The sequence below is a fragment of the Streptomyces sp. NPDC050619 genome (assembly GCF_040654815.1).
Classification (GTDB): domain Bacteria; phylum Actinomycetota; class Actinomycetes; order Streptomycetales; family Streptomycetaceae; genus Streptomyces.
Window position 1 is genome coordinate 574,375 of the sequence record NZ_JBFAIR010000001.1, and the last position, 20,953, is coordinate 595,327.

The following is a 20,953-nucleotide window of genomic DNA, read 5'->3' on the forward strand; positions in this document are numbered from 1 at the left end:
ATGGCCGGTAAGTGGTGAAGAAACGGCCCCTAGAGAAAGCGGCCTCGCAGGGAGCCCTCGACGGTTGTCGGGGGCGGTCGAGGCCGAGTCTCGTTGATGCTGACAGCCGCGAGGGACGGCGGTCGGACGTCCACGGTCGCACGGCGACCTGCACCCCGGTGTGCCGAGGTCAGCGGCTGTTCCACCCCGGTGTTCCCTTCGGTCTGCGGCGGCGGGCTCCGCGACATCTCCCGCGGGTAGGCTTCGCCTGATCAGGCAAAGTCGGCGGGGACGGGGCATGGGCAGGGTCGAGAAGACGCGGGGTGGCGGGGCCGAGAGGGCGACCTCGCGGGATGTCGCCCGGCTTGCCGGGGTGTCGCACACGGCCGTGTCCTTCGTCTTCAACGGGCGTGCCCAGGGCAACCTCTCCGCCGAGACACAGGAGAAGATCCGCAAGGCGGCCGAACAGCTCGGCTACCGGCCGAACGCGGTCGCCCGTGGCCTGCGCCGGAGTCGTACCGCCGTGATCGGTCTGGTCACGGACGAGATCGCCACCTCGCCGTTCGCCGGGCTGCTGCTGCGCGGGGCCATGGACATGGCGTGGAGCAGTGAGCACCTGGTGCTCACCGTCGACTCCGGGCAGGACCCGGTCGCCGAGGACGCGGCCGTCGCCGAACTGCTCGACCGGAGGGTCGACGGGATCATCTACGCCGCGCTGTCCTTGCGCCGCGCCCGAGTCCCGGAAGGGCTGCACCGCACGTTCGCCGTGTTCGCCAACTGCCTCCCCGAGGACGGCTCCCTCCCGGCCGTCATCCCCGCCGAGCGGGCCGGCGGCCGCAGCGCCGCGCGCGTCCTTCTCGACGCGGGCCACCGCCGTGTCGCCCTGGTGGGCGGTCTGGACGACATCGCGACCGCGGAACGGCTGCGCGGCTTCCGGGACGCGCTGCGGACGGTGGGGCTGACGGCTGGGAAGGACTGGATCGTGCGGACGGGAGGGGAGATCTCCGCCGGGTACGAGGGAGCGTTGCGGCTGCTGGACGGTGTCCCCGCCCACCGGCGGCCCACGGGGATCGTCTGCTACAACGACCGGGTCGCCGCGGGCGTCCTCCACGCCGCCGCGCGCCTGGGCCTCGACGTGCCCGCCGACCTGTCCGTCGTCGGCTATGACGACCAAGAACACATGGCGGCTTTCCTCAGCCCGCCCCTCACCACGGTCGCTCTGCCCCATCGCGCGATGGGAGAGACGGCCGTCCGCCTGCTCCTGGACGCCATCGACAGCGGGACCGCGCCGCCGGTCACCACCCGGCGGCTGGAGTGCCCCGTCGTCACGCGGGGTTCGGTGGGACCAGCTCCCAGCCCGTGACCTCGACGTCCGTCCCCGTCACGGTCAGCTCCGCGATGTCGTCGCCGCGTCGGTACACCCGTTCCGTGGCCGTCGCCCGGTCACCCGCGAACAGTTCCAGCAGGGAGCCGTCCACGAGGATCCGTACGGTGAGGGTCTCGCCCGGCGAGGTCGGCAGGACCAGGGGGGCCGTGCCGTCCGGGCGGGAGCGTGGCCAGGCCGTGCGGTCCAGGGTCACCGTGCCGGACGCCGGGTCGAGTCGCACGGTCAGTTCGGCCCCGGACGTGGCCCGCAGCAGACTCACGGTCGCCGCCGAACGGGCGGTCACCAGCAGGTCGTACGCGAGGGGGAGTGGCCGGTGCGGTCCTGGTGCGGCCGTGAACGGGACGGCCGCTCGCAGGAGTTCGAGCTCCGGAGCCGGTACGACCCGTAGCGTGCCGTCCTCGTGGGTGTCCATCACCCGGGGTGCCGTGAGGACGCCGGACCAGCCCGCGCGGTCCACCTCCTTGGGTGGGCGTGACTCCCAGGACCAGCCCCAGAGCAGGGCGCGGCCGGCCTGCGTGTCCTGGAGGACGGAGGGGGCGTAGAAGTCGCGGCCGTGGTCCAGCGGGGCGCCGCCCGTACCGGCCGCGAACCTCGGTCCACCGTCCGCCCGCTCCACCAGACGGCCCGTGACATACGCGGTGCTCAGCGGGTCGCCGTCCCACAGGGCCACCGCCAGCACCCAGTCGCCCCCGGGGGTCGCCCACAACTGCGGGCACTCCCAGCCGATCGCCCGCTTGCCGAAGGCGCGGGCCGCCGCCGGGTCCCGGCCGTCCAGCAGGACCCCGGCGAACCGCCAGTCGTACAGGTCCTCACAGTCGTACACCAGGACGGACGGGGTGCCGTCGGCGTGGCCGGCGCCCATCAGCGCCCAGCGGCGTCCGGCGAAGCGGAAGACGAAAGGGTCCCGGAACATCGTCACGTCCAGGCCGGGTGGTGGGCCGGCGACCACCGGCACCGGCAGTTGCTTCCACTTCTGGAGGCCGTCGTCCTCGGTCACGGCGAGACAGATCGCGCTCAGGCCCTGGTGGTCGTGGTCGATCCCGGAGTACACCGCTGTCGGTACACCACCGTCGTCCACCACGCAGCCGGACCAGCAGCCCGCCTCGTCCGGGCCGTCGGGCGTGGGGCGCAGGGCGATCCCGTGGTCGTCCCAGTGGGCGAGGTCGGGGCTGGAGGCGTGGCCCCAGTGGACGTTCGTGTGCACGGGTGCGTCGGGATTGTGCTGGTAGAAGAGGTGGTATCGACCGCCCCAGCGGAACGGGCCGTTCGGGTCGTTCATCCAGTTGGCCGGCGGGCGGACCCGGAAACGCGGGCTGTTGGCGTCGGTCGACCGGCTGACGGGACTACCTGCGGCGGAACTCAACGATTGACTCCTGCGGATGTGATGCCCTCGCGCAGAGGGCGCTGGCCGACGACGAACACGGCGACGGCGGGGATCATGGAGAGGACGACTCCGGCGAGGACGACGGAGATCGAGCCGGTGCCGAGGTTGCCCTGGAGGGAGACCAGGCCCAGGGGCAGCGTGAGGTTCTCGGTGGAGGTTTCGAGGATCAGCGGCCGGAAGAACTCGTTCCAGTGGTAGTTGAAGGCCAGCACGCCGACGATGGCGAGACCGGGGGCCGCCAAGGGGGCGTACACCGACCGGAAGACGCGCCACGGACCCGCGCCGTCGATCATCGCCGCCTCGCCCAGGTCCTTCGGCATGCCCAGGAAGTACTGGCGCATCAGAAAGGTGCCGAAAGCCGTCGGGAAGGCCGGGACGATGAGGCCGAGCAGGGTGTCGGTCAGACCCATCGTCTTCAGTTCCAGGAAGACCGGGACCATCGTGACCTGCAACGGCACCATCATCGTGGCCAGGACCAGCGCGAACAGCGGCTTCTTGAAGCGGAATTCGAGGCGGGCGAAGGCATAGCCCGCCAGGCCCGCGGTGATCATCTGGCCGACCGCGATCAGCGCGGTCACCAGGGTGGAGTTCAGCGCGTACAGCCAGACGTCGATCTGGTCGAAGACCCCGCGGTAGGCGTCGACGGTGGGGTCCGTGGGGATGATCTTCGGCGGCAGGTCGAAGGACTCCGCCGGCGTGCGCAGTGACGTCGACACCGTCCAGACGACCGGGCCGAGCGTCAACAGGGCGCACAGTGCCAGGCCTGCGACCCGGCCCCAGGGCGCCAGGCCGTGCCGTACGCGTGACGCGGTGGGGCTCGTGCGGGGACCCGGCATCGAGCCCGATACCGAACCCGATACCGAACCCGATACCGAACCCGATACCGAACCCGATGTCGTACCCGAGAGGGAACTCGTACTCATCTGACTCACCCGGCTCACTGGTAGTGGACGTAACGCCGGCTGAGCCGGAACTGGAGTGCGGTGACCGCCATGATCAGGGCGAAGAGCAGGACGCCCACGGCGGACGCCTCGCCGAAGCGGAGCTGCTCGAAGGCCGTCTCGTAGATGACCATCACGACCGTGCGCGTCGAGTCGCCGGGACCGCCCGCCGTGAGGACGTACGGCTGCTCGAAGACCTGGAGGGCGTTGATGATGCCGACCACGGACGCCACCAGCAGCGTGGGCGACAGCAGCGGCAGGGTGATGGCGAGGTGTTTGCGCACCCCGCTCGCGCCGTCCAGCGCAGCCGCCTCGTGCACCTCTTTCGGGATGTTGTTCAGGCCGCCGACGAACAGCAGGAACGAGAAGCCGAACTGCTGCCAGACGTACGCCAGGACCACGGCCGCCATCGCCCCGTTCTCCGAGGTCAGCCAGGGGACCGAGGGAATTCCGACTGTGCCGAGGAGCCAGTTCACGGGGCCGAAGTCCTGGTTGAACAGGTACTTCATCACCACCGAGATGGACGCGGCGGACAGCACCAGCGGGAAGAAGAACGCCGAACGGAAAACGGACCGCAGCCACTTGGGCATCCGGCCGTTCACCGCGATCGCCAGCACGAGCGCGATCAGCAACTGGAGTGCGACCGCGAGCACCATGAAGACGAGCGTGTTGCGGAAGGAGACGAGGACCGTCGAATCGGTCAGGATCTCCCGGTAGTTGGCCGCTCCGGCCCACCGCGGGTCGTCGATCACGTCCCACTGGAAGAGGCTGAGGACGACCGAGCCGACGATCGGTACGACCGTGAAGACGACGATGCCGACGACGGTGGGCGCGAGGAACAGTACGGCGAGGAGGCGGGTGCCCCGGGTGCGGATGGTTGTGGCGGACGTGGACTCGGATGCCTTGCGGGTCTGACCGGTCCTGCGGCTCCCTCGGCTCTTGCGACTCTTGCGGGTGTGGGCGGGCTCCGGCCCTACGGGCCTGATCTCGGTGTTCGTCACACTTCACGCTCCATGGCCTTCTCCAGGTCCCCCTGCAGCCGGCGCAGCGCGGGACGCACCGCGCCGGGGCTCGCGAGGGCGGTTCCGGTGTGCTTGATCAGCAGCTGCTCGACCTCGTTGACCTGCGGCGGGGCCGGGATCGGGCCGGTGGTGGGGATCTTGTCGAGGGTGTCGTAGAAGACCTGCCAGTGGGCCGGGCCGGTCTCCCGGTAGCGGGCCTCGTCGACCATGGAGCGGCGGGCCGGAGTGGTCTGGTTGGCCGCGAAGAGCTGGGTCATCACGTCCTTGCGGGCGGTGTACTTGATGAACTCCCAGGCCTCGTCCCGCATCGTCGACGTGCGCAGCATCGCGTACCCGGCGGCGCCGAACTGGTGACGCCGGGTACGCCGGCGCGGGAAGTACCGCACGTCGTAGTCGGCCGGTTTCATGCCCGCCTCATGCAGGCCGCCCGCCCAGAAGCCGCCCGCGGGCGTGACACCGACGCGGCCGGTGGAGAAGACGCCGACGAGGTTGCGGCCGTCGCCGCCCTCCGGCCGGGTGCACAGGTCCTCCTGGACGAGGGAGGAGAGGTAGTCGTAGACCTCCGCGACGCGGTCGGAGTCGGCCAGGGGTGTCGTCCACCGGTAGCCGCCGCCCCGGCCGCGCCGCAGTGCCTCGGGATAGAAGGAGTTCCAGAGCCAGTCGCCGCCGGGGGCCTTGGACTCGGTGAGGAGGTTGGTGTCGTTGGCGAAGAGCCAGGGGACCACTCCGCCCCACAGCCGGTTGGTCCAGAAGTACGGGGTGAACCGGTCGCCGTTGCTGCGTTTCATCGCTCGCAGCAGCGTGGTGAAGTCGTCGTGGGTCCAGTCGTCGTCGGGCAGGTCGGCACCCGCGCGTTCGAGGACCCGGTTGTTGAGGTACATGTCGGCCGCGTTGAACTCGACCGGCAGCTGGTAGAGGCTCCCCTCGTACATCATCGACTCGACCAGCGAAGGATGGACGTCGGCGAAGTACGTGCGCAGCTCGGCCGCGTCCCGCTTCGCCCACCTGTCCAGCGGTACACCGAGCCGCTGGGCGAAGAGCTGCACGCCCTCGGTGGCGACGTACACGAGGTCGGGTGCCGTGCCCGCGGCGATCTGGGTGAGGATCTTGGAGAAGAAGTCCGACCAGTCATATGCCTGTACGGGGTTGATGCGGATCCTGATGTCGGGGTGGGCCTCGCGGAATCCGTCGCGCAGGGCGCGCTGCGCCTCGGGGTTGAAGGCGGAGCCCAGGGTGGCGATGACGAGCGAGCCGTCGTCGCGGCCGGGGATGTCGGCGGCGGTGAGGCGGTCCCAGCCGGCCGCGACACCGGCGAGAGCGGCGGCTCCGGCGCCGTACGCGCCGTAGCGCATCAGGGCCCGTCGGGAGAGGAGCGAGTCGGTCATCGGCATGCCTAACTCGTGTTAGCCGAAATTGATTTCATGATGATGAGAACCCGGCTGCGGCTCTGTCAAGGGATATGCGCGGATGGGAAGTTGGGGAACGGCCGGTGCGCGAGGGCTTGACCTTTAACGAGTTAGGTATACGGTTCCGGACCACATGAGCCGTGTCCCTACGACGACGTCGGGGAAGGGAGCCGCATGATGCCTGGCATGAAGAGGAGTTCGCTCGGCCAAAGGGAGACAGGGGAGACCCTGTCCAGGCGGTCGCTGCTGACGGCCTCGGCCGTCGGCGCCGCCGGTGTTCTGCTGCCGGACCTCGTGAGACCGGCGGCGGCGGCGGGCCGCGAGGCGACGGCCGCGTGCACGGGCAGCTACCGCGCCGAGTACCACTTCACGGTCCCCGACCAGTGGATGAACGACCCGCAGCGCCCGATCTGGATCGACGGCGAGTACCACTACTACTACCTCTACAACCCCGACTACTCGACGGGCGGCACGACGGCCGGCACCACCTGGCGCCTGGCCACCAGCACCGACCTCGTCTCCTTCACCGACCGGGGCATCGCCGTGCCGAAAAACACGACGCCCAATGGCGATGTCTGGTCCGGCTCCGCGGTGGTCGACACGGACGACACGGCGGGCTTCGGCGCGGGCGCGGTGATCGTCATCGCCACCATGGCGCCCGACGATGCCACCCAGGCCCAGTACCTGTACTACTCGACGGACGATGGCCGCACCTTCACGAACCACGGCACCGCCCCGGTCCTCCCCAACCCCGGCGTACGGGACTTCCGCGACCCCAAGGTGATCCGCGACGAGGAGCGCGGGCGGTGGGTGATGCTGCTCGCCGAGAACGACAAAGTGGGCTTCTACCACTCCGCCGACCTCAAGGCGTGGACGTACGTCGGCGGCTTCATCAAGGGCGGCATCGGCGTCCTGGAGTGCCCCGACCTGTTCCGGATCAGGGCGGACGACGGGACCTGGAAGTGGGTGCTGGGCGTCAGCGCCAACGGCAAGGGCTCCGGGCTGCCGAGCACGTTCGCGTACTGGACGGGTTCCTTCGACGGTACGACCTTCACCGCCGACGCGTCCGATCCCCAGTGGCTGGACCACGGCTGGGACTGGTACGCGGCGGTCACCTTCGACAAACGTGACGCGAGCGGGGTCCCGGACCCGGACGCACGGTATGCGATCGGCTGGATGAACCACTGGGACTACGCGAACACCACGCCCACCATCGAGTGCGACGGCTTCAACGGCACCGACTCGATCGTCCGCGAGGTACGACTGAAGCACGTGTCGGGTACGTACTACCTGGCGTCCCAGCCGGTGGCGGCCCTGGACGACCATGTGTCGCGCACGGTGGACCTCGGCGACATCGCGGTCGACGGCACCCGACCGGTCGACTACACGGGTACCGCGTACGAGCTGACCTGTGAGATCACCTGGGACCAACTGGTGGGCGCCGGCCTCCAGTTGCGGCGGTCGTCGGACGGTGGGCGGCACATCGACGCGGGGGTCTACGGCGACTACGCCTTCGTCAACCGCGGTTACACCGTGAGCCCCGACACCTCCGGCCGCTGGCAGGAGAGCCGCACGCCGTTCGACCCGTCCGCCGGCACGGTCCGCCTGCGGATCCTCGTCGACCGCACGTCCGTCGAGATGTTCGTCGGCGACGGCCGGTACGTGCACTCGACCGAGGCCTTCCCCGACCCGTCGGACACCGCACTGGCGCTGTTCGCGATCGACGGGCAGGCGGTGTTCCGGAACGTGGTGATCCGGGAGTTCACGGTCTGATCCGACGGGGAGGTGGCCGGGGCGGGCCGAGAGGCTGTCGACTACCGGCGCGCCAGGGCTCTCTATACCGAGGCAAGCTAGACATCGGCACCGCGGAAACGGGCACGAGATTCCACGCCCGCACATGTGGTGGAGCCTCGCCCGTCGGTAGGGGAATCCGACGCGGGCGAGTTCGAGAGGTCCTATCCAGCTGGCGAGATCACTCTCGACGCCGTCGGTCTTGCCCCTTGCGGCCTCCTTGAGGCCACAAGGACAGGAGTTGAGGCCACAAGGACAGGAACAGACCGACAAGTGTTGACGAGCACCGACACCACTCACCTCGCCTGACCTGCTGAAACGTCATGGATGAGCGCTGATCGGCAAGAGTCGCCAAGATCCCGAATGGACTCATAGTCCGTCGGCCGTGGGTTCGAGTCCCACCCGCCCCACCTGTGCAGGTCCTGACCTGCGGAAACGTTCATTTTCGGGTGTTCCGCTGTGCGTAGATTCCATCCTCTTGGCTGGCTAGGCCAGCCCGGTCCCACGTCTGCCGTTATAACACCAGTGGTGTATGCTGCCAGTGTAATAAATTGCCAGATGGGGGCGTATGCATGGCTTGGGAGATCGTCGTGGTCGAGCCGGCTCTTTCGTGGCTTCACGGACTGCGCCGCACTGACCGCGACACCCTGATTCAGGTCAGCCAGGCTGTTACTGCCCTTCAGGAGGAAGGACCCGCGCTGGGTCGGCCCCTGGTGGACACGATCAAGGGATCAGTGCTGCCGAACCTTAAGGAGCTCCGCCCCGGCTCGGCAGGGGCCACGGAAGTGCGGTTGCTGTTCGTGTTCGACCCGACCCGCCAGGCCGTGATTCTGGTCGGCGGTGACAAGGCCGGCAACTGGTCCGGCTGGTACCGCGTCGCGGTGCCCCAAGCGGAGCAGGCATACGCGGAGCATCTGAAGCGAATCGATGGAGAGGACGGGGCACGATGACTGATCACCTCAAGGACCCGCAGGCCGTCTCCTGGGGAGACCTGACCGAGGACTTCGCCTTCACCGATGCCGAAAAGGACCAGATCCAGAAGGGGGCGCAGGCCATGGTCCTGGCCTCCCGTGTGCACCGCCTCGCCGAGTTGCGGAAGCGGCAGCACACCACACAGGTCCAGGTTGCCGAAGCCATGGGCGTCACCCAGGCCCGCGTCTCACGCATCGAGAAGGGGCAACTGGAGCGCAGCGAGGTCGACACCCTCGCTGCCTACGTCAAGGCGCTCGGCGGCAAGCTGAAGATCGTCGCTGACTTCGGCGATGAGACCTACGTCCTCGGCTGACCCGATCGGCAAGCTGTGAACCTGGTTCATGCACAGGGGTGGAGCATCATCTCGTCGGTAAGGGACTCCGCTGTGCGTAGGTTCCATTCTCGTGGCTGAACTGGGCGGACGCGGCTGCTCCTGTGGTACGCATCTAACTCATCGACCCCCAGGGGCCATTGAGGGGCCACAAGGACAGGGACAGACCCACAAGCACTGCACGGGGCTGACACCGATCAGCATGTCTGACCTGGGGAAACGGCAAAGACGTACCGCGCCGCTCCCGAGGGCTGTGTGCGTATGCCTGCGGATGCTCGGTGTACGTCGCCTGCCAGTCGCGCAGGCGACGGTGCTCGCGGATGCCGGCGATGTGGAGTCGCCGGCGTCCTTCGCCCGCATGACGGCGCGGTCGCGGCCGGTTGGTGCCCGCGTCAGCAGATTCCAAGCGAGCGCCCGCGGGGGCTCTGCTACTTGAGATCGATCGCGCGTACCGGCTGCCCCGTCGTTCGGGCGATGGTGTCGAAGTCGCGGTCGTAGTGGAGCAGGGTGAGTCCTGCCTCTTCGGCGGTGGCGGCGACGAGGAGGTCGACCGGGCCGGCGCTGCGGTGTTCGCCTTTCGCGGTGAGCTGCTCCTGGATCACGCGGGAGCGGCGGTAGATGCCGTCGGGCATCGGACACCACGCGTAGTGGGCGTCGAGTGCCGCCTTCAGCCGTGCGCGGTCCTCGGTCGAGCGGGCGGAGTAGAGGACCTCGAGTTCCGTGATGTCGCAGATCGCGACGAGCCCACCGGTGATCCGATCCTCCCACTCGGTCGTGTTCTGGCCGAGCAGGACGCGGGCGAGGGCGGAGGTGTCGATGAGGTAGTCGGCGACTGTCACCGCCGGTACTGGCTCTTGTCCAGGAGGATGTCGATGTCCAGGGCGCCTTCGGTCACCAGCTGCCGGGCGTCGTCGAGCGCGCGCAAGCGCCGGTAACGGGCGGTGATCTCGCGCAGGGCGGTGTTGATCGTGTCTCGCTTGGTGGTGGTGCCGAGTTCCTTGGCGGCGGCTTCCAGTGCCTCGTCGTCTAGGTCGATGACAGTGCGGCTCAAGATGGCCTCCTCATGCACACGATGACGTATATCAATATACATGATCGATTGTATATCGCGGCCCGTGACTGCCGAGTGGCCTGCGCCGATATGAGTGGGGGTGTGTGCGGGTCCCGGCGTCCGCCTGGTGCGCGCAGGGCCCGCATGCCGAGGTGACCGGCAGTCACGTCAGCGCCCGGTCCGGCTGACGGCTCCGGAAGGAGCGAGCCCCGGGATCGAAGTGCCGCTGCTGTCCGTGCGGCTCGGCCTCGGCCACGACGAGGAGGCCCGCGGTTGAACGCGCCGTCAAGGCGCTCTGCGCGGAGCCTCTGTCGCTCGAACGGCGGTCTGCGGTCGAGGACATCGCCCGCCTCGTCCCACTGCTGGACGCCCTTGGCCTGGGCCGCTCGACCCAGGCGCTACTGGGGCACCTGACCTCACATCTCGTCCGCAATCCTCGCGCGTTGGCTGTGGACGAAGAGACTTCCAGCCGGCCAAGGGCGCCACCGGACTCGACCAGGGCCAGACGACCTGCTGGAACTCCTGGATGCGCTGGAGCCTGATCAGCACCCTGGCCACCGCTGTCCTGGCCGTCACCCACGCCCGCACCGCGACCACCACCTTGGCCGTCGGCCTCATCCCGGTCAGCGCACGCGAGCTGCTGACCATCCTGCGGGCAACCGCCCTGCCCCCGCTCCGCCACGACATCGGCCATGTCCTGCACTGGTCCGCCTGGCGACGCCGCCACCAAGCCATCGCGCAAGCCTGCCACCGGCGCTGGAACAACAGCACCGCCACCGCGGCCCCATGACACCACCATGACGACCGAGAACTACGGCTGCCGGGTCAGATCGGCCTCAACAAGGGGGAGTCAATCAAGCCTCGCAAGCCCTGGCACGACCTGGCCGACGTCGAACTCGCCACCGCGGAAGGAGTCGACTGGTTCAGCAATCAGCGCCTCCACACGCCGATCGGAGGCATCCCGCCCCACGAGCACGGAGACCACCTCGACGCTCAATACCAGCCCCGACCGGCGGCTCAGCCGGGGAGCTTGTTGCTCTTGCGGATCTGTCCGTCGAAGACCCCGGCGGGAAGGATACGGTGCGCCGCGCTGACGACCCGGGCTTGCCGGCCGGCGGTGTACCGCACCTTCGGCTTGGAGTCGGTGGCGGCCTCGACGATCGCCTTCGCGACGACGGAGGGCTCGTCGCCCTCCTCGTTGACCGCCAACGCCACCTGGTCGGCGATGCGCCGCTGCTCCGCGTAGATTTCCATGGGCATGTCGGGCGCGACGGTGTTCGCCTCGAACGCGGATTTGGTACCGCCCGGCTGGACGATCAGGGCCCGGACCCCGTGCTCGCGGATCTCGTGGTCCAGGGACTCGGTGTACCCCTCGAGCGCGTGCTTGGACGCCGAGTAGTTCGCCATGTAGGGCGCGGGGAGGAACCCGAGGACGGACGAGATGTTGATGATGCGCCCGCTTCCCTGGGCGCGCATGTGCGGGAGAACGGCCTTGGTCATGCGCATCACACCGAAGACGTTGATGTTGAAGAGGCGCTGGGCCTGCGCAACAGTGTTTTCCTCGTCGGCGCCCGAGGAGCCGATGCCCGCGTTGTTGACGAGAACGTCGATCCGCCCGAACCGCTCGATCACCTGCTCGACCGCGGCAGCGACCGAATCGTCGTCGCCCACGTCGAGGGCGAGGAACGTCACGCCGTCGCGAACGTCGGCTCCCGACACCTTCCGGCTCGTTCCCACCGTCTCGAAACCAGCTGCGACGAGCGCGAGGGCGGCCGCCTGTCCGATACCTGTGGACGCGCCTGTCACGAGTGCCACCGGTCGGTTTGTTGTAGTCATTGTGACCTCCAGGGTCCTTAGATTATGTTCATAATCTAAACGTGGGGGTGGGTGGTTGGCAAGTGGTCTTCGGTAGTGAGAGCAAATTGCATGGGGGAAGTGCAAGCGGGGGGCCTGGCTTCCGGTTTCGGTGATCGCGTCGCCATGTCGTCTCCCGCGGTGCGCGCGCGAGTGCGCTGACCGCGCCCGACTCTACGGACAGCGAGCTGCAAGCGAATCTGTCACCGTATCGGTCACTGAGATGGCGAAACCGCGGCCCGCCCGGCCGGAGCACCCGCTGGCAGGCCTCCAGGGTGCGGTGCACCCGCCGGTTGGCGACCTCGAGCCACGAGCTCAGCTGCGTGTTGAAGTCGCCCGGGGAGGCGAAAACCCTGCCGGGCAGGAACGACGTCTCCAGGTAGCCGTTGGCCCGCCGACCAGGCCCTTGGCCTCCGGACGCGGGGCCCTCGCGGCGGCGGCCGATGGCGGGAAGGACACAGGGCTTTGGCGGGGGCTCCTGGCGGGAGCGAGGCACCATCGAGATCGTCGACTCCGCCTCGTTCTCTTGCGTGAAGCTTGACGGATTCGACGACCAGTGACGTCGACCGGCCGGCCGACCGCCAGGGTCTGCCGGCGGAGGCCACCGACCACAAATGATCTTCACGTGGTGCTGAGCGGCGGGCTCCCGCACGCCCCACCGACGGGTAACTCGCCGTGGTCCGGTACGAACTGACTGAGAGTAGTTCTTGAACTTTCACGTATCCCCCTCAGTACCCTGCGGTAGTAGTCCAGGAGTGCGATAAACGGCGCTATAGGGTCATGATCGAAGCCGTGGACGCCTCAACTGTTGGGAGCGGGCCCGAGCTTGCACCCACCTCGGTGTCCGTGGCCTCACACCCCCCATGCACTCCTGAGATCGGACATTTCTCATGCGCTCCGTTTCCGCCCGTCGAGCCGTCGCGGCCGCGGCCCTCGCCCCGCTGCTCGCGCTCGCCGCCCCCGCCCTCGCCCACGCCGACGACGTGACCCCCTCCCCCTCGGGCAGTGTCTTCGTGCCGGCCGCCGCCAACGACGAGGCCGCCATCAAGGACGGCGACAGCCCCTACACGGACAACTGTGCCGCGGACGCCACGACCGCCAAGTCCAACGACATCAAAGTGGGCGATGCCACGGTCGGTCTGATCGAGATCCGGCACAGCGCGACCTGCGGTGTCGCCTGGGGCCGGATACAGCTCACCGAAGCGGGCAAGCAGTACGCCAACGACCAGACGACCGTGGCCATCACGCGCGAGGGCTCGGACGCGACCTACACCTGCACGCCCACCCTGGACAAGAGCGACTCCCTCGACGCGTACACCTGCTTCACGAACGTCGTGCTGCTGGACGGCGGCAGCGCTCACGCCTCCGCCGTCAACCCGGCCTTCGTCGCTTCGCCGGGTGCCGGGGAGCACGAGGTCGTCACCGAGAGCTTCGCGGAGTAGCCACCCCTCGCCCTGCGCACATCGCAGTCCGTGCGACGTAGTCCGCACCTTCGCCACACACTTGGAGCGTTCCGCATGAGTCGACACAAGTTCACCACCCGGCACAGACGCCTCATGGTCGTCGGCGCCGGTGCCACGGCACTCGCCGGGGCCATCGGCCTGGCGGCCACCGCCATGGCCAGCCAGTCGCCCGCCGAGCCGACGTCGTGGAAGCCGGTCGTCGTCAAGGTCAAGTTCGCCCCGGCGGGCGAGGCGGCCGAGGCTGACGCGGTGACGTACAACACCGAGCTGGTTCCCGAGGGAAGCCGCGTCCGGGTCAAGGAGTTTGGCTTCGGCGACGCCACCCGTATCGAACTGCGCGTGAAGGACCTCGCCGCCGACCGCACCTACGGCGCCCACGTCCACACCAAGCCGTGCGGTCAGCTCCCCACCGACGCGGGCCCGCACTACCAGAACGAGGTGGACCCGACCCAGCCGTCCGTCGACTCGAAGTACGCCAACCCGAAGAACGAGGTGTGGCTGGACCTCACCACGAACAGGGACGGCACGGGCCGCGCCACGGCCGGGGTCGACTGGCGGTTCCGTGAGGGCGGTGCCCGATCTGTCGTGATCCATGAGATGGCCACGGCCACGCACGACGGCCACGCCGGAACGGCGGGCGCGCGGCTCGCCTGCGTCAACGTGCCGTTCAAGTAGGCCATCGTCCACCGTCCTGGGGCGGACCCCGGCAGGGGCCTCCCCACCCGCCCCAGGACGGGTCCTCCCGCCGGCGCCGCGGTGATCGGCGACCGCGCCGGGCCGGAGGCATCGACCTGCGGACGAGGTCAGGACGTCAGGACCTTCTGCTTGGCGTGCTGGAATTCCGTCTCGGTGAGCTCACCCTTGTTCTTGAGCTCGGAGAGCTTGGTCAGCTCGTCCGCGTGGCTGGCCGTGCCGGCCTTTCCGGCGGCTCCTGCGAGGTACGCGTCCAGCGACTCCTGCCGTGCCCTGGCGGCCTGCTGTTCACGCTTGCCCATGTCACGGCCCCGGGCGATCAGGTACACGAAGATGCCGAGGAACGGCAGGACGAGCACGAAGAAGGTCCATCCCGTCTTCCCCCAGCCGCTCAGCGAGTCGTCGCGGAAGACATCGCCGATGACGCGGAACAGCAGGATGATCCACAGGATCCACAGGAAGATCCACATCATGGTCCAGAACGCGCCCAGGAGCGGATAGTCGTACGCCAGATACAGGTCGTCGTTGCTCATCGTCGTCCTCCTGCCTCTGCCGGGCCTCGCGGCGCGGCAGTCGTCTCGCGCCGCTGTTCCTCCAGCTCCAGCTGCCCGGCCCTCTCCCACCGTTCCACACGCCGCACTGACCAGCATCTCGGGCTGCGGCCTCTTCGGTAGCGAGCCGCGTGCTGGAAGAGGAGGCTGGATGGAGGGGCTACGTGTTGGAGACATCTCATGGTTCGAACCAGCCCAGACCAACAGCAGCACACGCCATTTCTGTCCCGCCCCGGAGTCCGCCGCCTCATACCGTTCGTTCTGATCACCGCGATCGCTCTGGTTTTCATCTTCGAGAACCACGAGGACGTCGAGATCCGCCTTCTCATCCCCACGGTGACCATGCCCCTGTGGGGTGCCCTTCTGATCGCCTGGGCCCTCGGCATGCTCGCCTGTGTCGTCACTGCGCGTAGACGCAGGAAGCGACATGCGAAACCACCGAATGTGTAATTCCCTGCGGTGAGTCGCCGCGTTATGCCGGTTCTGGGACGAAGCGATGTAGCTCGTCGGCTCCGGCATGTACGACGCCATAGCTGCTCTCGGGTACCTCGTTCCAGGCACCGGGCAGATCACCGAGGGGTTCGGACACGATGAGGCGGGTCTCGTCGGACACTTCCTCCAGGAACGTCATATCGGGGTGCAGCTTGCGCAGCGTGTCCACGCGGGTGCTGTAGAACAGCGACCGGGAAGTGCCCTGGCTCGAGTAACGGAAGGCCCACAGGCGTTCGCCGTCGGTCACGGCGATCGTCATCTGGAGCGGGAACTCCACACCGTGGTCGCGGCCGCTGCGCTCCACCGCTCCCACCATCCGGGCCACGGCGCCCGGCGGGTCCTGGTCCAGGCCGAACGTGAGCGCCAGGTAGAACATCGTCTCCGAGTCCGTCGTTCCCTCGATGTCGGAGTACATATCAGGGTCGACGAGCAGGGACAGATCGCGGCGCATGAGGTGGAAACCTGTGATGGCGCCGTTGTGCATCCACATCCAACGGCCGTGCCGGAACGGGTGGCAATTCGTCTGCTGCACCGCCGTGCCGGTGGACGCCCGTATGTGGGCGAAGAACAACGGGGAGCGGACGTGATCCGCGATCTCCCTCAGATTGCGGTTGTTCCAGGCGGGGCCGACGTCCCTGAGCAAGGCTGGGGTGTCGATGTTTTCCTGCGGATACCATCCGACGCCGAAACCGTCGCCGTTCGTCGTCTCGACACCCAGTCTGGAGTGGAGGCTCTGATCGATCAGTGAGTGAGCCGGCTTGTAGAGGATGGTGTCGAGCAGCAGGGGTGTTCCCGAGTAAGCGAGCCATCGGCACATGAGCGATCACCTGTCCTGCCTGCGCCTCCGGGAATACCTCCGGAAGCTTCATTGAGTTCGCCGGCATCTCATTTTCGTCTCCTTCACCTCGCCTCGCCATGCGGGCACGGTGATGTTGCCGGGTCAGGTTGAACGGCCGCCGGTGTCCGCCCGTACCCCTTGTCGTACGCCTGGCCGCAGGTGCGGGCAGGGCAGCCCGGACACGGAGAGGCACGTGCCACACCACCCCGAGCAGGCAGAGCAGGCAGAGCAGGCAGAGCAGTCACAGCGAGGGCGCTACGGCCGTACTCAGTCCGCTGCCCGCCTCATGCGCGGCGCCGCGCTGGCCGCGTGCCTGGCGTTTCTTCCCCTGGCCACGGCCTGCGGCGGGGGTGAGGACGACGTCGCCTCCGCGAGCGGCAAACCGTCGCAGATGTCCGCCGCCCCCGCGGCCGGTGTGGTGGCCCCGGCCAAGGTCGAGGTGATCGCCTCGCTGACCGGGTGCAAGGCCAAGATCCGCATCGAGGCGGACCAACTGCGCCAAGGCGTGTGCCACACGAAGAAGGTCGACTACCTCATCACCACCTTCCCCGAGGAGAAGTACAAAAAGACCTGGCTGGACTCCGCCGCGATCTACGGGGGTAAGTATCTGGTCGGCTCGCGGTGGGTCGTCAGCGCGAAGCCTGAGATGCTGGCGGGATTCCGGGCCAAGCTCGGCGGGACCATCGAGGAACTGGACGGCGTGGGCCCGAGTGCGGAGCCGAGCGGGTCATAGCGCCCCAGTCACCTCGCAAAGCCGTTCCACCTCGCAAACCCGTTCCACCTCGCAAACCCGTTCCACCTCCCAGCCCCGTTTGTGGGAGGGGTCCCGTGATGGGTGCGGACACTGGTCAGTACGTCATACGTCATACGCCTGGCGAGACGCTCTCCGATCCAGAAGCCCCCGACACGAGGAGACCAGCGATGTCCCTCTCCGCCAGTCTCGCGCGTGGTGTCGCGCCCGCCACGCCCGGGACTCTGCATGCCCGCACGGTCACCGGTGACCTCAGTGTGCCGCCCCGGCCGGGTCTGACGGTCCGTTTCGGGCGCGGTGAGAAGCCGGACGTGGACCTGGGGGTCGGCGTGGACGACCTTCGGGTGAGCCGGCGGCACGGTGAGCTGACGTACCGCCAGGGGCTGTGGTGGCTGCGCAACACCGGGCAGCAGCTGGTCCGTCTGCCCCGCGGCCGGATGATGCACCTCGCCACCGAGCCGATCCCGCTCGACGCCGGTTACACCCCGCTGTTCGTGAAGGGCTCCGGCTACCGAGAGCACTTGGTCGAGCTGTATGTGGCGGGCCACGACGACCAGGGCCCGGTGTCGCGGCGGCGCGCGGAGACCGTACGGCCCCAGACCTGGGCGCTCGACGACGACGAACGGCTGCTGCTGGTCGTCCTCGGCCAGCGGTACCTGCTCTACGAGGAGGACCCGCGGCCCCTGACGTACGCCATGACCGCCAAGCAGCTCGCCTGCCTCCGCCCGGAGGACAAATGGAACGAGCGCAGGATCGAGCACCGGATCGAGGCCGTACGCCGCCGCCTGGACCGCACCGGTTTCCGCTACCCGCTGATGCACGACAAGTCGCAGGGCCGCCCCACCGACAACAGCCTGCTGCACAACCTGCTCAAGGGACTGGTGGAGTCCACCACGCTGGTGCCCCCGGACCTGGAGCTGATGGAGGACGACATGGCCTGGCCGGACCCCGAAGCCTGACAGGCGGGCTCTCTCCCGGGGTCATCGTGCGCGCAGTTCGGCGGCGGCCGAGGACGCGAGGTCCGAGGCCATCCCGCAGAGCTCGTCCGTGGGCCGTTGACCGCCGACGTCCAGGCGCAGCATCTCGGCGGCCGTCACGGCGTCCTGGCCGCTGTACCTGCGGTACTCGACGAAGACCGTGCAACTGTCCCCGTCGTCGCCCGGTTCGACGACGGCGCGGTATCCGCTGAGGCTGAGGGCCTTGCCGTCCGGCGCGGACTTGGGCTGATCGCGGAAGAAGCCCACCTCCGCGTCCAGTTCGTCGACGTCACTCGACCACTCGCAGCTCCAGTTCGCCACTCCGACGTCCGGCACGTCGACCTTGAGGCCGGGAACGACGGACAGCGCCTTGGCGTCGAGCAGCTTGCAGGCGTTGTCCCAGGCCAACGACGCGCGCGGGTAGGACGGCGAACGGCGGGGGAGCGGACCCCGGTCGAGGACCTCGGCCGCGCTCCCGGCGGCCTTGTCGGCGACCGTGCACAGGGTCGCGTTGCCGCCGAACACGGAACCCTTGCCCATGTTGACGCGGACCCCGACCAGGGTGTCGCCGTTGTCGCCGTCGGCCGTCAGCAGCAGCCTGCACTCGTCGCTCTCCGCCCCCTCCTCCCGGATGCCGATCTTCCCGACGGTACGGGAGGGCTTCGACCCCTCGGGCGGCGAGCCGCGAAGGAGGCGGAACGACACGTCGATCCGGTTCTTGTCGTCGACGCTCACGAGCATGTCGCAGCGGTCGAAGTTGCCGTAGTCCACGTCCACTTCGGCGTCGCCGAACTGGTCGAGGGCGGCGGGGTCGGCCAGGTCGCACACGTCGGCCGTGTGCGGATCGCCGATCAGGGCCTGCGGTGCGCCGTTCGGGGCGTCTTCCTCCGGCCGGCTCTGGCCGGGCTGGGGAGTGGCCTTCCCGCCGTCGCCGTGGTCAGGGAGGGCGACGACCCCCAGGGCCAGTACCGTGCAGAGGCCGAGAGCTGCCGCGATCAGCGGCCGGCGCCACCGTCGGCGCCCGGTGGCGGTGGCGGTGGTGGCCGTGTCCCGAGGGGCTTTCGGCTCGGATCCGGCGATGTCCTCCAGGAGCCGCTTGACCTCGGCGGCGTCGGGGCGTTGCCGAGGATCGCGTTGAAGCATGGCGGAGAGCACCGGGTACAGCGGTCCGACGGCGGCGGCGTCCAGCCCGACGACGCCCTGCTCGGCCTTCCAGTGCCTCAGTCGCTCGGCGTCCTCCCCGTCGTCCCCCGTCCTGGCCGGGGCGGCGTTCTCCTCGGGTGTGTCCCCGCGCGGCGGCGCACCGGTGACCAGCGCGTAGAGGGTGGCGGCCAGGCAGAACACGTCCGAGGCCGGCCGGGGGACGTTGCCCCTGGCCAGTTCGGGGGCGGCGTAGTCCGGGGTGTAGCTGTACGGGCCGTTGACCGTGATGGTCTCGGTGCCGCCGACGCGGTACGCGGCGCCGAAGTCCAGCAGCTTCGCGGTCCCGTGCCGGGTGAGGCCGATGTTGGCGGGCTTGACGTCGCAGTGGACGATGCCCGCCTCGTGCAAGGCGGCCAGCGCGTCGGCGAGTTGGGCACCGATGCGGGCCGCCCGCACGGGAGAGACCGGCGGCTGCCGGTCCAGGCCGCCGCCGGGCACGTACTCCATGACGAACCAGTACGTCCGCGCCCCGTCGCCGTCCCCGCTCCCGTCCGTGTCCACGTCCCGCGGCACGGTCACGACGTCGAACAGGGTCACGACATGGGGATGATCCCGGAACTTGGCCATGGCGCGCGGCTCGCCCAGCAGCCGCCGCACCGCGGTCTCGCCCTCGTCCTCGATCCGCTCCGGTTTCAGCGCCACATCCTGGCCCACCACCTTGTCGTGGGCCAGCCACACCTCGCCGCCACGCCCCGCGCCGATGACCTCCTTGAGGACATAGCGGTCGGCGAACTCGTCCCCGGAACGCACGGATCTTCCCCCTTGGTCAAGTCCGGAACCCGCACGGCCCAGGGCCGCGCGCGCGTGGATCGAACTTACTGCGTACGGTGGGTCGCTCGCAGTGTCTACCCAGAGCCTTCATCAGTCGCACGCATACGTAGAACCTGCCGAGAACCGGCACCCCTGCCGACTGCGAAGGGCAGCTCTCCGGGAATGGTCGCGGGACCGGTCCCGGCAGCGGCGCCCTAGGGTACGCGTCGGCCCGTACCGAACACCCCCGAGAGGGAGGAAACCCTCCATGCCAAGCCCTCGGACCTACGTGCTGGCGGGCATCACCGCAGCCGTTTCGACCGCCGCGCTCACGCTGTCCGCGCACGCCGTCACTGAGGCCCCGCACGCGCGGGCGGTCGCCCGGTGCGCGTACCCGGCCGAGGTCCTCGACCTGACCGACTGGAAACTGACCCTGCCCACCGGCGAGGACGAGGACCCCACCGAGATCACCCAGCCCGAGCTGGCGACCTTCTCCGCCGATCCCTGGTTCCGGGCCGACGCCACCTGCGACGCGGTCAGGTTCCGGGCCGCCGTCAACGGCGTGACGACGGGAGGGTCCAGCTACCCGCGCGCCGAGCTGCGGGAGATGACCGACGGCGGCGAGGAGAAAGCCGAGTGGTCCACCACGGACGGCACCCACACCCTCGTCGTCAGGGAGGCGTTCATGGCACTGCCCGACGAACGGCCTTACCTGGTCGGCGCGCAGGTCCACGGCGGGGACGACGACGTCACCGTCTTCCGCCTCGAAGGCAGCAGCCTCTACATCACCGACGGGGACGACCGTCACCACCATCTCGTCACCGACGACTACGAACTGGGCACCGAGTTCGAGGCCAAGTTCGTGGCGAAGGACGGTGAGATCGACGCGTACTACAACGGTCGGCTGGAGACCACGATCTCCCACGACGGCGACACCAACTACTTCAAGGCAGGGGCCTACACACAGGCCAACTGCGACAACTCCGAGCCGTGCGACGACGACAACTACGGCGAGGTCCGCATCTCCCGCCTCAAGGTCACCCACTCCTGACCGGCGAACCGTCCGGAGCCGCCGCACAGGGGACGGCGGCTCCGGTCCGCGGGAGCGCCCCGCCAG

The 20,953-nt window shown here is 68.8% G+C and carries 21 protein-coding genes and 1 pseudogene; 11 read left to right on the forward strand and 11 right to left on the reverse strand.

Features of this window, described 5'->3' with window-relative positions; genetic code table 11:
- Positions 1–277: 277 nt before the first annotated feature.
- Positions 278–1,342: a LacI family DNA-binding transcriptional regulator gene (locus tag AB0I77_RS02535; RefSeq protein ID WP_363280412.1), complete on the forward strand. Its 1,065-nt coding sequence runs from the start codon at positions 278–280 to the stop codon at positions 1,340–1,342.
- Here the strand turns inward: AB0I77_RS02535 and AB0I77_RS02540 are convergent.
- The 4 genes from AB0I77_RS02540 to AB0I77_RS02555 form a co-directional block, all read right to left on the reverse strand.
- Positions 1,305–2,729: a glycoside hydrolase family 32 protein gene (locus AB0I77_RS02540; RefSeq protein WP_363280413.1), complete on the reverse strand. Its 1,425-nt coding sequence runs from the start codon at positions 2,727–2,729 to the stop codon at positions 1,305–1,307. The genes AB0I77_RS02535 and AB0I77_RS02540 overlap by 38 nt on opposite strands.
- The gene (locus AB0I77_RS02545) at positions 2,726–3,586 is read right to left on the reverse strand and encodes a carbohydrate ABC transporter permease (protein WP_363280414.1); all 861 of its coding nucleotides are present in this window, start codon (positions 3,584–3,586) and stop codon (positions 2,726–2,728) included. The genes AB0I77_RS02540 and AB0I77_RS02545 overlap by 4 nt, the downstream gene beginning before the upstream one ends.
- Positions 3,587–3,687: 101 nt before the next feature.
- A complete protein-coding gene (locus AB0I77_RS02550; RefSeq protein ID WP_363280415.1) occupies positions 3,688–4,692 on the reverse strand; it encodes a sugar ABC transporter permease in 1,005 nt (334 codons plus the stop codon).
- The gene (locus AB0I77_RS02555) at positions 4,689–6,098 is read right to left on the reverse strand and encodes an extracellular solute-binding protein (RefSeq protein WP_363280565.1); all 1,410 of its coding nucleotides are present in this window, start codon (positions 6,096–6,098) and stop codon (positions 4,689–4,691) included. The genes AB0I77_RS02550 and AB0I77_RS02555 overlap by 4 nt, the downstream gene beginning before the upstream one ends.
- Before the next feature lie 207 nt (positions 6,099–6,305).
- Here AB0I77_RS02555 and AB0I77_RS02560 point away from each other — a divergent pair, with 207 nt between their 5' ends.
- From AB0I77_RS02560 to AB0I77_RS02570, 3 genes are all read left to right on the forward strand, one after another.
- Entirely contained in the window at positions 6,306–7,892 is a 1,587-nt protein-coding gene (locus tag AB0I77_RS02560) for a glycoside hydrolase family 32 protein (RefSeq protein WP_363280416.1), read from the forward strand.
- Between the two features lie 590 nt (positions 7,893–8,482).
- Positions 8,483–8,860, forward strand: coding sequence for a type II toxin-antitoxin system RelE/ParE family toxin (locus AB0I77_RS02565; protein WP_363280417.1), 378 nt, complete (start codon positions 8,483–8,485; stop codon positions 8,858–8,860).
- Positions 8,857–9,195: an XRE family transcriptional regulator gene (locus AB0I77_RS02570; RefSeq protein WP_363280418.1), complete on the forward strand. Its 339-nt coding sequence runs from the start codon at positions 8,857–8,859 to the stop codon at positions 9,193–9,195. The genes AB0I77_RS02565 and AB0I77_RS02570 overlap by 4 nt, the downstream gene beginning before the upstream one ends.
- 446 nt (positions 9,196–9,641) lie before the next feature.
- On the opposite strand, the gene AB0I77_RS02575 is transcribed toward AB0I77_RS02570, so the two are convergent.
- Together AB0I77_RS02575 and AB0I77_RS02580 are read right to left on the reverse strand one after the other, a co-directional pair.
- Entirely contained in the window at positions 9,642–10,052 is a 411-nt protein-coding gene (locus tag AB0I77_RS02575; RefSeq protein WP_363280419.1) for a PIN domain nuclease, read from the reverse strand.
- Complete coding sequence (locus AB0I77_RS02580) at positions 10,049–10,264, reverse strand: type II toxin-antitoxin system VapB family antitoxin (RefSeq protein ID WP_363280420.1); 216 nt, start codon at positions 10,262–10,264, stop codon at positions 10,049–10,051. The genes AB0I77_RS02575 and AB0I77_RS02580 overlap by 4 nt, the downstream gene beginning before the upstream one ends.
- Before the next feature lie 526 nt (positions 10,265–10,790).
- On the opposite strand from AB0I77_RS02580, the gene AB0I77_RS02585 reads away from it, so the two are divergent.
- Positions 10,791–11,054: a hypothetical protein gene (locus AB0I77_RS02585; protein WP_363280421.1), complete on the forward strand. Its 264-nt coding sequence runs from the start codon at positions 10,791–10,793 to the stop codon at positions 11,052–11,054.
- 227 nt (positions 11,055–11,281) lie between these two features.
- On the opposite strand, the gene AB0I77_RS02590 is transcribed toward AB0I77_RS02585, so the two are convergent.
- Together AB0I77_RS02590 and AB0I77_RS02595 are read right to left on the reverse strand one after the other, a co-directional pair.
- Positions 11,282–12,100 (reverse strand): oxidoreductase, encoded by an 819-nt coding sequence (locus AB0I77_RS02590; protein WP_363280422.1) that lies wholly within the window; start codon positions 12,098–12,100, stop codon positions 11,282–11,284.
- Between the two features lie 304 nt (positions 12,101–12,404).
- Positions 12,405–12,535 (reverse strand): annotated as a pseudogene (locus AB0I77_RS02595) (IS21 family transposase); the annotation flags it as partial.
- Positions 12,536–13,008: 473 nt separating this feature from the next.
- On the opposite strand from AB0I77_RS02595, the gene AB0I77_RS02600 reads away from it, so the two are divergent.
- Together AB0I77_RS02600 and AB0I77_RS02605 are read left to right on the forward strand one after the other, a co-directional pair.
- Positions 13,009–13,560 (forward strand): DUF2690 domain-containing protein, encoded by a 552-nt coding sequence (locus tag AB0I77_RS02600; protein WP_363280424.1) that lies wholly within the window; start codon positions 13,009–13,011, stop codon positions 13,558–13,560.
- 75 nt (positions 13,561–13,635) lie between these two features.
- Positions 13,636–14,256, forward strand: a complete 621-nt coding sequence (locus AB0I77_RS02605; RefSeq protein ID WP_363280425.1) for a superoxide dismutase family protein — start codon at positions 13,636–13,638, stop codon at positions 14,254–14,256.
- Between the two features lie 128 nt (positions 14,257–14,384).
- On the opposite strand, the gene AB0I77_RS02610 is transcribed toward AB0I77_RS02605, so the two are convergent.
- Positions 14,385–14,807 (reverse strand): SHOCT domain-containing protein, encoded by a 423-nt coding sequence (locus AB0I77_RS02610; RefSeq protein WP_363280426.1) that lies wholly within the window; start codon positions 14,805–14,807, stop codon positions 14,385–14,387.
- A 198-nt stretch (positions 14,808–15,005) separates the two neighbouring features.
- Between AB0I77_RS02610 and AB0I77_RS02615 the strand changes: the two genes are divergently transcribed.
- Positions 15,006–15,275 carry a hypothetical protein gene (locus tag AB0I77_RS02615; RefSeq protein ID WP_363280427.1) on the forward strand — a complete coding sequence of 90 codons (270 nt, stop codon included), beginning with the start codon at positions 15,006–15,008 and terminating at the stop codon, positions 15,273–15,275.
- Positions 15,276–15,297: 22 nt separating this feature from the next.
- Here AB0I77_RS02615 and AB0I77_RS02620 read toward each other — a convergent pair whose 3' ends face one another.
- Positions 15,298–16,134 (reverse strand): class II glutamine amidotransferase, encoded by an 837-nt coding sequence (locus AB0I77_RS02620; RefSeq protein ID WP_363280428.1) that lies wholly within the window; start codon positions 16,132–16,134, stop codon positions 15,298–15,300.
- A gap of 307 nt (positions 16,135–16,441) precedes the next feature.
- Between AB0I77_RS02620 and AB0I77_RS02625 the strand changes: the two genes are divergently transcribed.
- Together AB0I77_RS02625 and AB0I77_RS02630 are read left to right on the forward strand one after the other, a co-directional pair.
- Positions 16,442–16,888 carry a hypothetical protein gene (locus AB0I77_RS02625; RefSeq protein WP_363280566.1) on the forward strand — a complete coding sequence of 149 codons (447 nt, stop codon included), beginning with the start codon at positions 16,442–16,444 and terminating at the stop codon, positions 16,886–16,888.
- 188 nt (positions 16,889–17,076) lie between these two features.
- Positions 17,077–17,865 carry an FHA domain-containing protein gene (locus tag AB0I77_RS02630; RefSeq protein WP_363280429.1) on the forward strand — a complete coding sequence of 263 codons (789 nt, stop codon included), beginning with the start codon at positions 17,077–17,079 and terminating at the stop codon, positions 17,863–17,865.
- Between the two features lie 21 nt (positions 17,866–17,886).
- Here the strand turns inward: AB0I77_RS02630 and AB0I77_RS02635 are convergent, their stop codons facing one another.
- Positions 17,887–19,836: a serine/threonine-protein kinase gene (locus AB0I77_RS02635; protein ID WP_363280430.1), complete on the reverse strand. Its 1,950-nt coding sequence runs from the start codon at positions 19,834–19,836 to the stop codon at positions 17,887–17,889.
- Between the two features lie 268 nt (positions 19,837–20,104).
- Between AB0I77_RS02635 and AB0I77_RS02640 the strand changes: the two genes are divergently transcribed.
- Positions 20,105–20,887, forward strand: a complete 783-nt coding sequence (locus AB0I77_RS02640) for a polysaccharide lyase family 7 protein (protein ID WP_363280431.1) — start codon at positions 20,105–20,107, stop codon at positions 20,885–20,887.
- Positions 20,888–20,953: the final 66 nt, after the last annotated feature.

Excerpts from the sequence above, each read along its gene's own strand:
- AB0I77_RS02535 (WP_363280412.1), top strand. The coding sequence starts at position 278 with ATGGGCAGGGTCGAGAAGACGCGGGGTGGCGGGGCCGAGAGGGCGACC.
- AB0I77_RS02545 (WP_363280414.1), bottom strand. The coding sequence starts at position 3,586 with ATGCCGGGTCCCCGCACGAGCCCCACCGCGTCACGCGTACGGCACGGC.
- AB0I77_RS02555 (WP_363280565.1), bottom strand. The coding sequence starts at position 6,098 with ATGACCGACTCGCTCCTCTCCCGACGGGCCCTGATGCGCTACGGCGCG.
- AB0I77_RS02560 (WP_363280416.1), top strand. The coding sequence starts at position 6,306 with ATGAAGAGGAGTTCGCTCGGCCAAAGGGAGACAGGGGAGACCCTGTCC.
- AB0I77_RS02565 (WP_363280417.1), top strand. The coding sequence starts at position 8,483 with ATGGCTTGGGAGATCGTCGTGGTCGAGCCGGCTCTTTCGTGGCTTCAC.
- AB0I77_RS02570 (WP_363280418.1), top strand. The coding sequence starts at position 8,857 with ATGACTGATCACCTCAAGGACCCGCAGGCCGTCTCCTGGGGAGACCTG.
- AB0I77_RS02585 (WP_363280421.1), top strand. The coding sequence starts at position 10,791 with ATGCGCTGGAGCCTGATCAGCACCCTGGCCACCGCTGTCCTGGCCGTC.
- AB0I77_RS02590 (WP_363280422.1), bottom strand. The coding sequence starts at position 12,100 with ATGACTACAACAAACCGACCGGTGGCACTCGTGACAGGCGCGTCCACA.
- AB0I77_RS02600 (WP_363280424.1), top strand. The coding sequence starts at position 13,009 with ATGCGCTCCGTTTCCGCCCGTCGAGCCGTCGCGGCCGCGGCCCTCGCC.
- AB0I77_RS02605 (WP_363280425.1), top strand. The coding sequence starts at position 13,636 with ATGAGTCGACACAAGTTCACCACCCGGCACAGACGCCTCATGGTCGTC.
- AB0I77_RS02610 (WP_363280426.1), bottom strand. The coding sequence starts at position 14,807 with ATGAGCAACGACGACCTGTATCTGGCGTACGACTATCCGCTCCTGGGC.
- AB0I77_RS02615 (WP_363280427.1), top strand. The coding sequence starts at position 15,006 with ATGGTTCGAACCAGCCCAGACCAACAGCAGCACACGCCATTTCTGTCC.
- AB0I77_RS02620 (WP_363280428.1), bottom strand. The coding sequence starts at position 16,134 with ATGTGCCGATGGCTCGCTTACTCGGGAACACCCCTGCTGCTCGACACC.
- AB0I77_RS02625 (WP_363280566.1), top strand. The coding sequence starts at position 16,442 with ATGCGCGGCGCCGCGCTGGCCGCGTGCCTGGCGTTTCTTCCCCTGGCC.
- AB0I77_RS02630 (WP_363280429.1), top strand. The coding sequence starts at position 17,077 with ATGTCCCTCTCCGCCAGTCTCGCGCGTGGTGTCGCGCCCGCCACGCCC.
- AB0I77_RS02640 (WP_363280431.1), top strand. The coding sequence starts at position 20,105 with ATGCCAAGCCCTCGGACCTACGTGCTGGCGGGCATCACCGCAGCCGTT.